Source organism: uncultured Campylobacter sp. (genome assembly GCF_937959485.1).
Lineage (GTDB): Bacteria > Campylobacterota > Campylobacteria > Campylobacterales > Campylobacteraceae > Campylobacter_B.
The window spans coordinates 123,833-137,181 of the sequence record NZ_CALGPY010000005.1 but is presented as its reverse complement, the minus strand read 5'-3'; the positions used below and the strand labels follow the sequence as shown (position 1 = coordinate 137,181).

9 protein-coding genes and 1 tRNA gene are annotated in these 13,349 nt (G+C 51.0%); 3 read left to right on the top strand and 7 right to left on the bottom strand.

The window, feature by feature from the left end:
• Positions 1-119: 119 nt before the first annotated feature.
• The 7 genes from Q0380_RS02615 to Q0380_RS02585 all read right to left on the bottom strand — a co-directional run bounded on the left by Q0380_RS02615 (position 120) and on the right by Q0380_RS02585 (position 8,620).
• Positions 120-365, bottom strand: coding sequence for a hypothetical protein (locus tag Q0380_RS02615; RefSeq protein ID WP_298784065.1), 246 nt, complete (start codon positions 363-365; stop codon positions 120-122).
• 79 nt (positions 366-444) lie between these two features.
• Entirely contained in the window at positions 445-1,059 is a 615-nt protein-coding gene (locus Q0380_RS02610; RefSeq protein ID WP_298959798.1) for a hypothetical protein, read from the bottom strand.
• Positions 1,060-1,090: 31 nt separating this feature from the next.
• Positions 1,091-2,044, bottom strand: a complete 954-nt coding sequence (locus Q0380_RS02605; protein WP_298959795.1) for a Dyp-type peroxidase — start codon at positions 2,042-2,044, stop codon at positions 1,091-1,093.
• Positions 2,045-2,396: 352 nt separating this feature from the next.
• Positions 2,397-2,484, bottom strand: a tRNA-Ser gene (locus Q0380_RS02600).
• A gap of 400 nt (positions 2,485-2,884) precedes the next feature.
• The gene (locus Q0380_RS02595) at positions 2,885-4,342 is read right to left on the bottom strand and encodes an efflux transporter outer membrane subunit (RefSeq protein WP_298959791.1); all 1,458 of its coding nucleotides are present in this window, start codon (positions 4,340-4,342) and stop codon (positions 2,885-2,887) included.
• Positions 4,329-7,487, bottom strand: coding sequence for a multidrug efflux RND transporter permease subunit (locus tag Q0380_RS02590; RefSeq protein ID WP_298959789.1), 3,159 nt, complete (start codon positions 7,485-7,487; stop codon positions 4,329-4,331). Before Q0380_RS02590 ends, Q0380_RS02595 begins: the two co-directional genes overlap by 14 nt.
• Positions 7,487-8,620 carry an efflux RND transporter periplasmic adaptor subunit gene (locus Q0380_RS02585; RefSeq protein WP_298959785.1) on the bottom strand — a complete coding sequence of 378 codons (1,134 nt, stop codon included), beginning with the start codon at positions 8,618-8,620 and terminating at the stop codon, positions 7,487-7,489. Before Q0380_RS02585 ends, Q0380_RS02590 begins: the two co-directional genes overlap by 1 nt.
• 172 nt (positions 8,621-8,792) lie before the next feature.
• Between Q0380_RS02585 and thiD the strand changes: the two genes are divergently transcribed.
• The 3 genes from thiD (at position 8,793) to Q0380_RS02570 (ending at position 13,154) form a co-directional block, all read left to right on the top strand.
• Complete coding sequence (thiD, locus tag Q0380_RS02580; RefSeq protein ID WP_298959782.1) at positions 8,793-9,893, top strand: bifunctional hydroxymethylpyrimidine kinase/phosphomethylpyrimidine kinase; 1,101 nt, start codon at positions 8,793-8,795, stop codon at positions 9,891-9,893.
• Positions 9,894-10,238: 345 nt separating this feature from the next.
• A complete protein-coding gene (locus Q0380_RS02575; RefSeq protein WP_298959779.1) occupies positions 10,239-11,540 on the top strand; it encodes a PQQ-binding-like beta-propeller repeat protein in 1,302 nt (433 codons plus the stop codon).
• Positions 11,541-11,741: 201 nt separating this feature from the next.
• Positions 11,742-13,154: a hypothetical protein gene (locus tag Q0380_RS02570; protein ID WP_298959777.1), complete on the top strand. Its 1,413-nt coding sequence runs from the start codon at positions 11,742-11,744 to the stop codon at positions 13,152-13,154.
• Positions 13,155-13,349 lie beyond the last annotated feature (195 nt).

Here is a 13,349-nt window from a genome sequence, read left to right as displayed (position 1 = left end):
CTTTCAATAACAGATTTTGAACCTTGAAATAAGGCTATTAAGAAGTTTAAATTTTTCCGATATATTATGCAATTCAACATTAGATCCTTAGCGCATTGGATTGATTGTTACTTGCTCTTTTATTCCGCCAAAAACCCGAAGCGCTCGATCATATCCAAAAGCATATCGGCTCTGCAAATTTCATCGTCCAGCAGATCGTCGTATTGATCTCGCAGTCGCTCGGTGTCTTGCGCCACGGGCCCTAGATATTCCCTAGCCTGCGCGAAATCCCCTTTCATTACGTAGTATTCGCCTAAGATCACGCGAGCTCGCGTCTTGCTAACCTCGTCGCCGTCGCCCTCTAGTGCCGCTTTTAGGCTCTGCACGCCGCCCTCCTCAAACCCTCGCGAGAGCTGCGTTACCTTCTGTAAAGCTTCGCATCCATTTTCGCTCCTTAGCTAAATTTCATTTGAAATAATAGAACAAATTTCCGCCGTACTCAAGATCCACGGACTCCTTACTGTCAAAAAACAGCTTAAATTCCATGTGGCTCAGATATTTGGCGTCCTGCGCTTTCTCTATAAAATTTCTTATCAGCCGTTCTATCTTTCCGCCCCCTTCGCGGCGCGCCGCATCCTGCCTCGTGAAATAAAAAACTACGGGCGCGTCGGACACCGCTGCGATATACCAAATTTTAAGCGGCGCTAAAAGCTCGCTTCGGTTTCGAAGCAGCTCCTCTACCGCGCCTTGGATCAGATCAGTGCGGATCTGCGACTCGAAGGACTCGACCGAGATATAAAAGCTCTTAAGTCCGTTTAGTTTCTCGAAAAGCGGCGTGCGGGCAAGGTAGCGCTCGATGCACTTTTTATCGGTGATTTTCGCGGCATCTTTATCGAAGCGAAGCACGATCTTAAGCCACGCCGAGTCCCTGCCCGCGCCGTAAAACGCGCTGATCGCTCGAGTTTTAAATTTAGCGTCTATGAACTCTCTCAGACCCCTGACGTTTTCACTATTTTCGACTTTGCCCTCTATGATCTCTTTGCAGCGCCTGCTCTGATACGGGCTTAGATCGCAAAACATCGCATGCCTTTAAATTTAAAGTGATTTAAATTTAGCCCGCATCGTAAGCCTCGAGCATATCGAAAGTCGGAGCGAAAAAGAGCGCGCCCGTCTTTGCCGTGCTAAAATCTAGCAGCCGGTCGTAGTTACCTCGCGGACGGCCGACAAACATACTCTCAAGCATCAGCTCCAGCGTGCTAAAGGTGCTTGCGTAGGCGATGAAGTAGGTTCCCGTCTCGCCGCCCTGCATAAACGGCATATTGTCGCGCACGACCTTTTTATCGTCGCCGACGTTGGCTGCGGCGGAGTGCGAGTTGCTAGGCTTTAGCTCCTCGCTCATCTCGATGTCGTTTTGCTTGCTACGCCCGATGACGCGCTCCTGCTCGGCGACGCCCGCGGCGTTCCATGCGCTCATATCGTGGATGTATTTTTGCACGAAAAGATAGCTGCCGCCCTTATAAGCCGCATCCTCGTCGCCTACCTTAGCAAAAAAGTCGCGATCTGCGCCCTGCGGATTTTCGGTGCCGTCCACAAAGCCGATGATAGCGCGTCCGTCGTAGTATTTAAAGCCGCAGATCTCCTCCTCGCACGTCGCGACATCCTTTAGCGCGGCTCTGATCTCGCTTGCCATATCGTAGCAAACGGCCTGATTTGCGGCTCTGATGTGGATATGAATATCGCCTCCGGTAGCGGGCGCAGCGTGCTTATCACCTCTAATCTCTTCGAAATTTTTTAGCTCCTTCGGCAAAGGCTTTGGTAAGCCGAGCATTTTCCACGCTTCAAAGCCCACGCCCAGCACACAGCTCGTCTCGCTAGCCGCGCCGAATCTCGTAACGGCGGTTTTGTTTAAATTTATCACCAGGCCGCAAAGACCCTCGAAAGCCTTTTTACAGGCGGCTTTGTCTGCGCTAAAGCGCCAGATCATAAACACGGTGTTATTGCCGGGCGCGTCGGTTACGTTTTGGGATTTGACATGCGCACAGGCGCAACTTTTTTCTTCACTCATTTTTCTCTCCTTCAAAGTAAAATTTAAAAGGAATTTTAGCGCAATATCGGTAAATAACATGCGTTTGGACAGAATTTGTGCAGGATTTAGGTACGAAATTTTGTGGATAGAATTTTGCAAGCGTAGCCCCAGATCTAAATTTGAAACGAGTAGAATGCCGTAGAATGGAATTTTATGAAATTTTAAGGCGCGACGCGCGAAATTTTATTTCGGCGGCGGAACGATGATTTAAAAGCGTGGAATTTTTATTTGCGCGGACGAGAGCCGCTTGCCGCCAACGAGCACTGCCGCGTCTCGAGGCTTTTTTGCGATTGAGGCGCTTGTGTCTAAGAATATGAATTGAAGTAAGTAGTGGCAGATGGGAAGGGATTCGAACCCTCGAAAGCTTGCACTTTACACGCGTTCCAGGCGTGCTCCTTCAACCGCTCGGACACCCATCTAAATTAAAAGTCGCGATTATAGCGAAAATCTAAAATTTTGCCAAATTCCGTTTCGACGCGCAATCCGCCTCGCCTTTAAATTTAAAACGCGGCGCTTAGAATTTTACCGCAGCGTTTGGAATTTTATCGCGCTGCTTGTAATTTCGCCGTGCCGCTTAGAAATTCTGCCGTGCCGCGGAGCCAAGCCGCTTTGCGCCTTCCAGTCGAGCGGCGATTTTACCTTGCTGCGGCTATTTTGAAATTTAGATTATATTTGAAATTGGAATTTGCCGCCCGCCGCAGGGCTAAATTTAAAAGGCGCAAGCAGTTTTTTTAAACGATCTGCTTGCGCCGTAAAAACTGGGCTGCCCTTTAAATTTACGGATATTTTAAAATTTCGCGCCGCTCGTAAATTTATAAACTAATTAAAAATTCTATCCTTCGGGAAGGCGGACATATCGGGCTGCACGTCCTGCTCTGCGCCGATAAGCGCCTTTATTTCGCTATCTTCTATGCTAAAGCCGCCGCCGAGCGCCTTGTAGGCGTTTACCGTCGCGCTTAGCACGTCAAGATCGGCCTGTGTCTTATTTAGCTGCGCGCTAAGTAGGTTTCGCTGCGAATCCAAAAACTCCAGATGATCGCTGTAGCCCGCCTGATACCTGCTCGAGGCATTTGAATAAATTTTGCTCTGCGAAGCGACGAGATCGGCGAGGCTTGCCTGTCTTAGCTTGGCGTTTTGCACGCCTATAAGCGCGTCGCGAACGTCGCCGAAAGCTGTTTTAAGAGCTTTGTCGTATGCGATGAAACTCGCGTTTTGCTCTAAATTTGCAAGCTCTACGCGCCTTTTCTGGCGGCCGAAGTCAAGCAACGGCCCTACGAGCGAGCCGCCGATACTCCACGTGCTCGCGTTTGCGGTAAACAGCCTGTCAAATTCTCCGCTTGCGTATCCCGCCGAGCCCGTAAGCGAGAAAGTAGGGAAGTAGCCTGCCTTGGCGACGCCCACTAAGAAGTTGCTTGCGCGTAGATTTTCGAGCGAGCTTGCGACGTCGGGGCGGTGCAGGATCACGTCGCTAGGGATTCCGCTTGGGATCTGCGGTGCGCTAGGCATTTTCGCGGCGGTCTGCGGCGCGCCGCGTAAAATTTCATCATAGCTCTTGCCCGTTAGGATATTTAGCGAAGTTTGAGCTGCGGAGAGCTGATTTTGCACGCTTATGAGGCTTGCCTCGGCGCTTTGAACCGCAGCCTTGGCTTGATAAAATACGATCTCGCTAACCGCGCCCGCATCGAGCTGCTTTTTGCGGTAGTTTTGCGTATCTTGATAGCTTTTTAGGCTATCTTTTAAAATTTTCTCCTGCTGCTTTAACGCTAGTAGCGTAAAATAGGTCGTCGCAACCGTGCTGGTGATCGTGTTTTTGGCGGTTTCGTAGTCGTATTTCGTCGCATTAAATCGCGATCGCGCCGAATCTACGCTGTTGCGCACGCGCCCCCAAAGATCGATCTCGTAGCTTAGCACGGCGCCGATCTGATACGCGCCGTGGGAGTTGCGATCGGGCCGGTTGCCGAAATTATTTTGGCGCACCGCGCTGCCGCTTAAATTTACATTCGGCAGGTATTCAAGCTTGTTTAACCCTAAATTTACGCGCGCATACTCGACGTTATTCAGCGCGGTTTGCAAGTCGGAATTCTGCTCCAGCGCGCTTTGGATCAGGGCGTTTAGCTGCGGATCGTTAAAGCTTTTCCACCACTGCGTGCTAACGTTCGTGCTCGCGTAATCCGCCTTAAAGCCGGTTTGCTTTTGCGGCGTGACGGGCTTGAAGTTGCAACCGCAGAGTAAAATTCCAAGCGTCAAGGCGCTTAAAAGAGCGTTATTTATTTTCATCGTTCACCTCGTTAGTTTGGACTTTTTTGCCGCGTCTATCAAGCCAAGCGTTGAAGCTTTCGAGCAGGTAGAAAAACAGCGGCACGAAAAAGATCGCGATCGTAGATGCCGCGAGCATGCCGCCTACGACGCCGGTTCCTAGCGCGTGGCGGCTAGCAGCGCCCGCGCCGGTAGCGATAACCATCGGAAGCACGCCGAGGCCGAACGCAAGGCTCGTCATCACGATAGGGCGGAACCTCATCTTGGCGGCCTCTACGGCGGCTTCAGCGATAGGGCGGTGGTTGTTTAGGTGCTCATTCATCGCAAATTCCACGATCAAAATCGCATTTTTCGCCGCCAGACCGATTAGAAGCAAAAGTCCGATCTGAAAATATATGTCGTTATTTAGCCCGCGGAAATGTGTAAATACGAGCGCGCCGAATACCGAAAACGGCACGGCGGTAAGTACGGCAAGCGGCATGAGCCACCTTTCGTATTGAGCCGCTAGGATCAGAAACACGAAGATCATTCCAAATACGAATGCCTGCGCGCCCTTGCCCGTCTCGCTGACCTCTTGATACGCAGAGCCCGCCCAGCCGATCGAGTATCCGCTAGGAAATTCCTCTTTTATGACCTCTTGGATCGCGGCGATCGCCTGACCCGAGGTGTAGCCCGTATTTGGCTCGCCCATAATTAGCGCGGCAGGGAAGGCGTTAAATCTATTAACGGAATCCGGGCCCAAAGAGCGCTCAAGCCTCACTAAAGAATTTAACGCGATCAGATCGCCGCTGCCGCTGCGGACGTAGAGCGATTTTAGATCGTTAGGATCGTCTCTGTAGTCTTGCGTAGCGCGGATATAGACCTTAAACGTGCGGCCCAAGAGGTTAAAGTCGTTGATGTAATACTGCCCGACGGTGGAATTTAGCACGGTGAAAATGTCAGCTATCTTAACGCCTAGCATCTTTATTTTCTCTTTATCGAGATAGAGCTTATACTGCGGGAAATCGGTATCCAGCGTCGTTCGCACGAGTTTTAAAGCGGGATGTTGATTGGCTTTGGCGGTTACGCGATCCATATCGGCGCGAATTTCATCATAGCTCTTGCCCGTCGTGCTTTGCGCGTAGAGCTCAAATCCGCCCGTAAGCGAAAGACCCATAATAGGCGGCGGCGTGACGACGTAGGTCATCGAGTTGCGATCCGCGCCGTAGAGTTCGCGGTTTAGCGCGGCGGCTATGGCGAAGTTGGAATTTTCATCGCCGGGGCGATCTTTCCAGTCTTTTAGCTTCATAAAAAAAGCTCCCGCATTTTCTCTAAGCGCTCCGGCTAGCATATCGTATCCCGTGATTTGGGTTATATCTTTTACGTTTGTGTGCTTTTTAGCGATACTTGCGATGAAATCCTGATCGGCTTCCGTCCTGGGCAGCGTAGATGCAGACGGAAGCGTAGTCATCGCCATAATCGAGCCTTTGTCCTCGTTAGGCACCAGGCCGCTAGGAGTGAGCACAAGAAGCTTCACCATCGCATAGATGATGATGCCTACAAAAATGAGGCTGATTAGTACGTGGCGAAGAACCATGCCGACGCCTGCGGCGTAAATTTTAGTCGAGACGTTAAAAAGATTATTAAACCATCTTACGAAGAAAAACGGCTCAGATTCCTTTTTTTGCAAAATTAGAGCGCAAAGTGCGGGCGTTAGCGTAAGGGCTACGAAGCCTGAAAAACATACCGAGGCTACGAGCGTTAATGCAAATTGTCTCTGCATAACCCCGGTAAAGCCCTCCATAAACGCAACCGGCACAAAAACCGCCGAAAGCACGAGCACGATGGAGATGACGGGCGCTACGATCTCGCCCATCGCCTTCGTGGTGGCCTCTTTGACGCTAAGATCCGGCTCTTCGTGTAAAATTCTCTCTACGTTTTCGATCACGATAATGGCGTCGTCCACGACGATGCCGATAGCTAAAATAAGCGCAAAAAGAGTGATTAAATTTATAGAAAATCCGAAGGCGTAAATTCCGATAAACGCGCCGCAGATCGACACCGGAGCGGCAAGCGTCGGAATGATCGTCGCTCTAAGATTGCCTAAGAACATATACATAACTACGATGACGAGGATTAACGCTTCAATAAAAGTATGAATGACCTCTTCGATCGATACTTTTACGAAGCTAGTCGTATCGTAGGCGACGTCGTAGGTCAGCTCGCCTGGGAAATTTGGTTTAAGCTCGTCTATGCGCTTATTTACCGCTTCAACTACGGCTAGGGCGTTGGCGCCGCTTTGCATAAAGATAAGCACAGGCACCATCTCTTTACCGTTAAATTTCGCCGAGATATTGTAGCTTGCGCCGCCGAGTTTGACATCGGCGACATCTTTTACGCGCAAGAAATTCCCATCTTTTTGCGCGCGTATGATTATATTTTCAAACTCTTCGACGGTTTTTAAACGACCCTCAGGCTTGATTGCATAGACGTAGGGATTGCCTAAGTTCATCGGCTGCTCGCCCATCTTACCCGCGGCGTATTGGCTATTTTGCTCGCTTATTGCGGCGATTATCTCGGCGGTCGTAACGTTAAATTTCTTAAGCAGCTCAGGCTTAACCCAGATCCTCATCGCATAGTCTTTCGTACCCAGTGCCTGAGCCTCGCCGACGCCCGGCACGCGCTTTAGCTCATCTACGACGTTGATAGCTACGTAGTTTTGCATCTCTACGACGTCCATTTGCTCGCTAGGATCGTAAAACGCGAGCACTTCCAGCATCGTGCTGCTGCGCTCAGTGACGGTTACGCCATAGCGGCGCACTTCGTCGGGAAGTAGCGTAAGCGCGGGCGTTACGCGGTTGTTTACATTGACTTTCGCATCTGCTGGATTTGTGCCGATTTGAAAATATACGTTGATACGAACGTCACCGGAGGAGCTTGCTGAGCTTTCCATGTAGATCATATTTTCAACGCCATTGATTGCGTTTTCAAGAGGAGCCGCGACGACGTCGGCAATCGTTTGCGCATCCGCGCCGCTATATGTAGCGCTAACTACGATTTGCGGCGGCGTGAGTTGTGGATACTCCTCGACGGAAGAATTTTTAAGAGCCAAAACGCCCGCGATTACGATGATGATCGAAACGACGCAGGCAAAAACGGGGCGGTTGATGAAAAATTTAGAAAACATTATTTCCCGCTTTCCGCATTGCTCTGAGACGGTTGCTCGTTAGGCTGCCCTGCTACGTAAGGATCGGTGCTTGCGGGTATCGGAGTGACCTTGGAGCCCACGTTGATCTTTTTAAAATTATCCAAAATAATCTGATCGCCGTCTTGCAGTCCGCTTGAGATCGTCGCCGTGCGGGTATCTTGAGCCGCGATTTTGACCACCTTTTTAGCGACCTTTCCGTCTTGCACGACATAGACTATGGTGTTGCTAAGATCTTGCTTGAGCGCAACTTGCGGAATTTTAAAGCCGTTTTTCTGATAAAAGCCATCGACGCTTATTTTGGTAAAAACGCCCGGGCGAATTTCTAAGCTTGGATTTGGAATTTGAGCTTTGGCGCTGACGGACGCGGTATTTGTATTGATGACGCTATCGATAAAGCTTAGCGTGCCGTTGTAGTCCTTGCCGCCGAGATTTACGCTCACCCTGCGCCCTAGCTGCTTCCATTGCCCGTTTCTTAAATTTGCATCAAGCTCCAGTCTATCAACGTCTGCGATACCGAATTCCACGTCGATCGGATCAAATTTGCTAAGACGCACCAGATCCTCGCCCACGTTTACGTATGCGCCTACGTCTTTTTGCGTATCGCCAGCCATGCCGTCAAAAGGCGCGGTCACGAGCGAGTGGTCAAAATCGATCTTGGCGCTTTTAAAATTTGCTTCGGCTACCATAAACGCGGCTTTTGCGGTGTCGAAGTCCTTTTGAGAGATCGTGTTGCTAGCTTTTAGCGCCTTAGCTCTTTTGTAGTCCGCCGAGGCGTTTTGCAGATTAGCGTTTGCGCTGTCAAACGTCGCTTGGTAGCGCGAGCGATCGATCTCGTAGAGCACGTCGCCCTTTTTGACGCTGTGCCCCGGCTCGAAAAGCTGCTTTTCGATGGTGCCCGAAACCTGCGGCTTCAGCATTATCTCAAGCTCGCTCACGGTCTGTCCGTTAAATTTCAAAATTATCGGCACGTCGGCGGATTTGGCGATAAATACACCTACCGGCAGCGCGGGGGTCCCGCCGCCTTGCTTCGCGCCGCTTTCCTCCTTTTTTTCGAAATAGGAGCAGCCCGAAACTAAAAACGCTGCGAAAATCAAACTAGCGACTTTTTTCATGTAATTTCCTCTATTTGGGTTAAAATTTTGTATTTGTAATAGTCATTACGAATAAATTATAAATTATATAAAAACTATATAAATAAAACTTAAATTTAGCCCGTAAAATAATATATCTGGGGAATTATAGCGGAATTTCGATATAATCGCGCTAAAATTTTAAAGGCTTTTTATGAGAAAAATTCTTACTATCGCGGGATCTGATAGCGGCGGCGGCGCGGGCATCCAAGCCGATATCAAGACGATTAGCGCGCACAAGATGTTTGCTATGAGCGCTATTACGGCGCTTACGGCGCAAAATTCGCGCGGCGTATTCGGCGTGCTAGATGTTTCGCCAGATTTTGTGGAGGCACAGCTGGATGCGATTTTTAGCGATATCTTTCCGGACGCCGTTAAAATCGGAATGATCTCCAATGAGGGGGTTGCCGAGGCTATCGCAAAGAGCCTGAGCAGGCACGGCGCAAAAAACGTCGTCTTAGATCCCGTAATGGTCGCCACCAGCGGCGGAGTTTTGATGAAACAAAGCGCGCTGCATGCGCTAAAATACGAGCTCGCTCCCACTGCGGAGATTATCACGCCCAACGTGCGCGAGGCCGAGGTTTTGGCGGAGATGAAAATTTTAAGCTTAGCCGATATGCGTGCCGCGGCAGTTAAAATTTCGCAGTTTTTCGGCGGCGCGATTTTGATCAAAGGCGGCGATCTTGCGGGTGCGAGTGTAGCTTGCGGCGCGGCGGGAGCGGCGCGAAATTTTAATGCTTCGCAGCGTAAAACGGATGAGAATGGCGCACGCGAAAATTCTGCGTGTTTGACGGAGCGCGCAAATTTCGCAAGTGAAAATTTTACTAGCGAATGCAAAAATTTAACTGCGGGCACGGAGCCTTCTTTTGAACAAAATTTATCCGCAGCACCTTTAGATGCGGGTTTTGAACTGAGCGGCGAGGACGAGGACGGGGATGTGAGAAACTTAGCGGTCGATATTTTATACGAAAACGGCAAATTTTATGAGTTTTCCGCGCCTAAAATTGCTACGCGTAACACCCACGGCACGGGTTGTACCCTCTCAAGCGCGATCGCGTGCGCGCTGGCGGCGGGGCTTAGCCTGGCCGCAGCCGTCGCCCATGCCAAGGGCTTCGTGCGCAGGGCGCTTGGCTGGGATGAACAGATCGGGCACGGATGCGGCGCGATAGATCATTATTTCACGGTCCAAGATCCCTTCGGCGCGGACTTTGACGGATCTTGCGCGAACGAAATCAAAATCATCTCTCGAGACTAAAATTTCAAGCGCTCGTCCAGATCCCTGCATTCGTTAAAATTTCAAGACTTCACCGCGAAAGCATAGGCTTTAAATTTAACCAAATGTCGCGACCTGCAAAATCGCGCGACGGACGAGCCAGATTCTGCGTACTGCTCGGGCGCCGTTTTTAGCGCGAGCCGCGGGTCTAAGTCCTGCTTTAAATCCGATTTTGCCGCAGAGTGCGGGCTAGCCTAGATGCTTTGATCTTAAATTTAGATGCTTTGCATGCCTGAAATTTATCTCTAAATTCAGCCCTTTTTGCTAAAATTTCACAAAACGCGCCGCCCGTAAAAGAGGCGGCCATACTAAGCTTAAGGAGATAAGATGCGCGAGCAGGACTACGAGACGCTTAAGGCGGAGTGGCAAAAAGAGTGGAACGAAAAGGGCGAGAAATACGCCAAGGCCGTAAACGATATGGTGGCGTTTGCGGAGGTGCACGGCTGGGACGCCTACGAGGGCGAGGATGCGGTCGATGAGCGCGAGGGTGTGACGCAGCTTTGCGAGGCGGTTTTTGAGCTGCTAAAGGATGCCAACGAGCGCGGCGAGACGGCGAAATTTAGAGCCGATTTTCCGCCCTCAAACGTCATTTTCGATAAAAAGTTGAGAAAAAAGCTAAGAGACATCGATCAAATTTGCCCTCTTGGCGGCGAGAACGTCCTTTTTATCGCCTCAAACGACGACGGCAAGACGCTGTATCTGCTGGAGGGCGACCGCGTGAGCGAGGTGGCGGACGACGTCATCGCCGTGGGCAAGTCAAAGCGAAACGAAATTTACGCCCTGCTAAATCAAGACGAGGTATGGCTGATCAGGGGCTACGACGGCAAGAGCGGCGGCGAGCTGGTGGCGAGATTTAGCCACGAGCTTGAGATCATCTACGACGAGGCTGAAATTTTACCCTTTAACGACGGCAGCAAGGTGCTTTTGGCCGCCCATGACGGAATTTTTTTGATTTCGCAAAGCGGCGCGAAGCTCATCCATCCGATCTACGAGGATGAGGGCGAGGACGAGGACGAATATGAGCTCGAGATAGCCATGGCAAATGCGACCATCTCAAACGACAACGAGTTAATCGTCGCGGGTGAGCAAGATACCGATGAGCACGTCCTGATGGATCGCGAGGGCGAGCGACTGGGCGGCATCGGCGCGCAGAGCGCATATCCACACTTTTGCCTATTTAGCGCGGACGATACGCAGCTCATCACGAACTCCTGCCACTTTTACAACGGCGTTACGATCGGCGTGGGCAGGGCGGCTCTAAAGCGAGGGCTGGAGGTCGAGGCTTATTCGTATGACGAAGAGGGCGAGAAAAATTTCACGCTGATCGACGATGCGATGAGAGTTTACGCGGGCGTAGCGACGCGGGACTTTTACATCCTCGGCGATGCATACGGCTACATCAAGGCAGTCGGCAAGGACGGGCGTAAAATTTGGCGCCACTATCTGGGCGGTACGATAAAGTCTATGGCGTTAAGCGAGGACGGGAGAGTGCTTTTTGTGGGCACTTACGGCGGCAGGCTGCATAAGCTACGCCTAGGCGCGGGCCAAGACAGCCACACGATCGGCAACGGCAACCACAAAGAGGAGTTTAGACTGATCGCTTACGAGGATAAAATTTATCGGTGGTAAATTTCGCGGTACGGGCTTCCGCGATAGTTTTGCGCTCTTAAGCGCGCTTAAAACGTGGCGCGAGTAGCTTTGAGCGTGGATGAAATTTGATTTGAAGTAGCGCCTTATGGCGGAGCGGATTTGGGCTAAATTTAGTTCGCGGCTCCGCCAGACCTGCGCCCATCAAATGGGCGCGGACAGATTAAAATTTAAAGGACGGAAATGACCGAGCCGAAAATCGGCGATCTCTTCGCCGTAAAGCTTAAGAGGCGGAACGCGTATTTTACCGCGCAGATCCTAAGCGCTCAGAGGGGGCTCGTCGCGCTCGTTTTGGACGGCTTTACGAGCGCGCCGCCCGGGCTAAAAGAAGCGGTTAAGCTTAAGCCGTTTTACTTCGATCATCACTTTTGGAAGCGCGGAGAATTTTATCTCGGCACGGATGAAATTTTGGACGCCGAACCCGTTTTTATCGGCAATGCCGCTTTGATTTGCGAGCCGCCCGAGTGCGTGAGCCTGCAAAGCATCGAACAGATCTATATGCAGCTTGCGTGGAACGAGCTTCCGAAGGATATTCGCGCTAAATTTAAATCCGTCCGCAAGCAAAAACTTGAAATTTCGCAGCCCCAAAGCAGGGAATTCTACACCGATCTAGCGCGTAAAAATCCATTTTGCTACGAGATAAAAAGCAAAATTTGGGATGAAAATTTAAAAGATTTTTTAGAAGCGACGCCGATGATGACGCAGCTTGAGCTAAACTGCGCCGGCAAAAGCCCAGATATCTCGCGCACGCATTTGCAGCAGTTCGTCTTGCACGCGAGCGGCACGGAGGAGATCACGCTAAACGGCTCGCTGTGGCGGCTCGTGATAAACAGCGATATCGCGCGGCTAAAAAGCGTGCGCTGCCCCTTTGACGGCGAGCTTTTGAGCGTTCAGCTAGAGCTAAACGGCGGCGGATTTTGCATTCGCGGGCTTGAAAAACTGCGCGATCTACGGATATTTTCGCAACGCGGCGAGTGCATTGATCTCGCATGCGTTGCGGCGAGCTTTCCGAATTTGCGCGAAATTTTTATTAACGCGCAGGGCGGCACGCTAAAAAACATCGACGCGCTCGCTAAATTTGAACATCTAAAAGACGTCTGGCTTAGCGAGGTTTACGGATTTGAACGCTTTCCGACGAGGGCGCAACTACCGCATCTAAAGCGCCTTTGTTTCTGGTCGGTGCCCAAAGGCGCCTGCGAGGCGGCTAGAGCGCAGTTTAAAGACATAGAAAGCCTCGTAATCAGGCAGCCGCGAAGCAAGCAGTGGCTGGCGGCGAATTTAAACAACCCGCTGCGCGGCTGGGACGGCAGAGATGGAGTGGGCGCTGCGACTGCCAGAAAGGCGATGAGGGCTTATGTAGGCGCGCACAAGAAACTAAGTGCGCTAGAAGCAGAATCCGCAAGAGACGAGCTTAAGACCGAGAAAACCGAAATTTTAAAAGAATTTATCGCCGTTTTTAACGCGATAGACGCCAAGCATAGCATCGACACCATGGAGCGCGAGGAGATTTGGGAGGCGTTTTGCAAGCTGGCCGAGCTTGCGGCGATGGACGGAAAGTCGCAAGAGCGCATCTGGGAGCAAAACGCGGAATTTTGATCGATCAAGCGCTGTGGGCGTTGCGATAAAAACGGCATGGGGATATCGCGCAGATCGGGCTTTGTTTGGGCGCGACGCATGAGATTTAAAATTTAGCGCCGAAGCGAGCTTTTGCGGGCGTATGGATAAAATTTAAGCAGAGCGGCGGTAGAATTCGCGGTTTTAATGAAAGCGTTAATTTGCGCCTTTTTGGCA

Coding starts and splice junctions, on each gene's coding strand:
- Q0380_RS02610 (WP_298959798.1), bottom strand. CDS start 1,059: ATGTTTTGCGATCTAAGCCCGTATCAGAGCAGGCGCTGCAAAGAGATC.
- Q0380_RS02605 (WP_298959795.1), bottom strand. CDS start 2,044: ATGAGTGAAGAAAAAAGTTGCGCCTGTGCGCATGTCAAATCCCAAAAC.
- Q0380_RS02595 (WP_298959791.1), bottom strand. CDS start 4,342: ATGAAAATAAATAACGCTCTTTTAAGCGCCTTGACGCTTGGAATTTTA.
- Q0380_RS02590 (WP_298959789.1), bottom strand. CDS start 7,487: ATGTTTTCTAAATTTTTCATCAACCGCCCCGTTTTTGCCTGCGTCGTT.
- Q0380_RS02585 (WP_298959785.1), bottom strand. CDS start 8,620: ATGAAAAAAGTCGCTAGTTTGATTTTCGCAGCGTTTTTAGTTTCGGGC.
- thiD (WP_298959782.1), top strand. CDS start 8,793: ATGAGAAAAATTCTTACTATCGCGGGATCTGATAGCGGCGGCGGCGCG.
- Q0380_RS02575 (WP_298959779.1), top strand. CDS start 10,239: ATGCGCGAGCAGGACTACGAGACGCTTAAGGCGGAGTGGCAAAAAGAG.
- Q0380_RS02570 (WP_298959777.1), top strand. CDS start 11,742: ATGACCGAGCCGAAAATCGGCGATCTCTTCGCCGTAAAGCTTAAGAGG.